This is a genomic window from Segatella copri, assembly GCF_019127135.1.
Lineage (GTDB): Bacteria > Bacteroidota > Bacteroidia > Bacteroidales > Bacteroidaceae > Prevotella.
The window spans coordinates 1-645 of record NZ_JAHOEA010000171.1; the positions used below are offsets into that span (position 1 = coordinate 1).

Genomic DNA, 645 nt, shown 5'->3' on the forward strand with positions numbered 1-645 from the left:
ACATACTGCCACAGAAATTGAAAACGCTTGTTTTTAGATTGCCGTGCCTTATCTTTGCACTCACAAACGTGGAGCACAGCATATGCGTGGAGCTTTGCGACATATAACATAGTATTAACTTAGAAAAAAGAAAAGTATGGGATTCATCGTATTCGAGGAAGAGGCATTCAACTATCTTGATGCCCAGTTGGAGAACTTCGTGAAGCGCATGGACAGAATCCGTGAGCGCAGTGAGGACAAGACCATGAACAAGTGGCTCGACACGCAGGACGTGTGTCAGACGCTCAACATCTGCCCACGGACAGTGCAGACGCTTCGGGACAACGGAACTTTGGCTTATACGCAAATCAGCCACAAGACCTACTACAAGCCGGAGGACGTGATGGCTATCGTAGCAGTAGTGGAGGACAAGAAAAAGGACATGCGCTTTCGCAAGCGCACAGGTTAGGCTGTCAATATACAACAGCCACTTAATCCAATGCAGCAAGTAAACCGAGTAACGTAAGTATCAACAATAAAACGAGACAACTATGAGCAATGAAGTAATGACAAGAAACAGCGAGTGGATGAACCACATCGTGAACCACCTCAACCGAATGGTTGACAATTTTGAACGTGCCGTGATGAACTACCGCCCCATGCTTG

General features: G+C 46.5%; 1 protein-coding gene. It reads left to right on the forward strand.

The window, feature by feature from the left end:
• The first annotated feature begins 136 nt into the window (after positions 1 to 136).
• On the forward strand, positions 137 to 448 hold the full coding sequence (locus tag KSW37_RS15700) for a helix-turn-helix domain-containing protein (protein WP_008656559.1): 312 nt from the start codon (positions 137 to 139) through the stop codon (positions 446 to 448).
• Positions 449 to 645 lie beyond the last annotated feature (197 nt).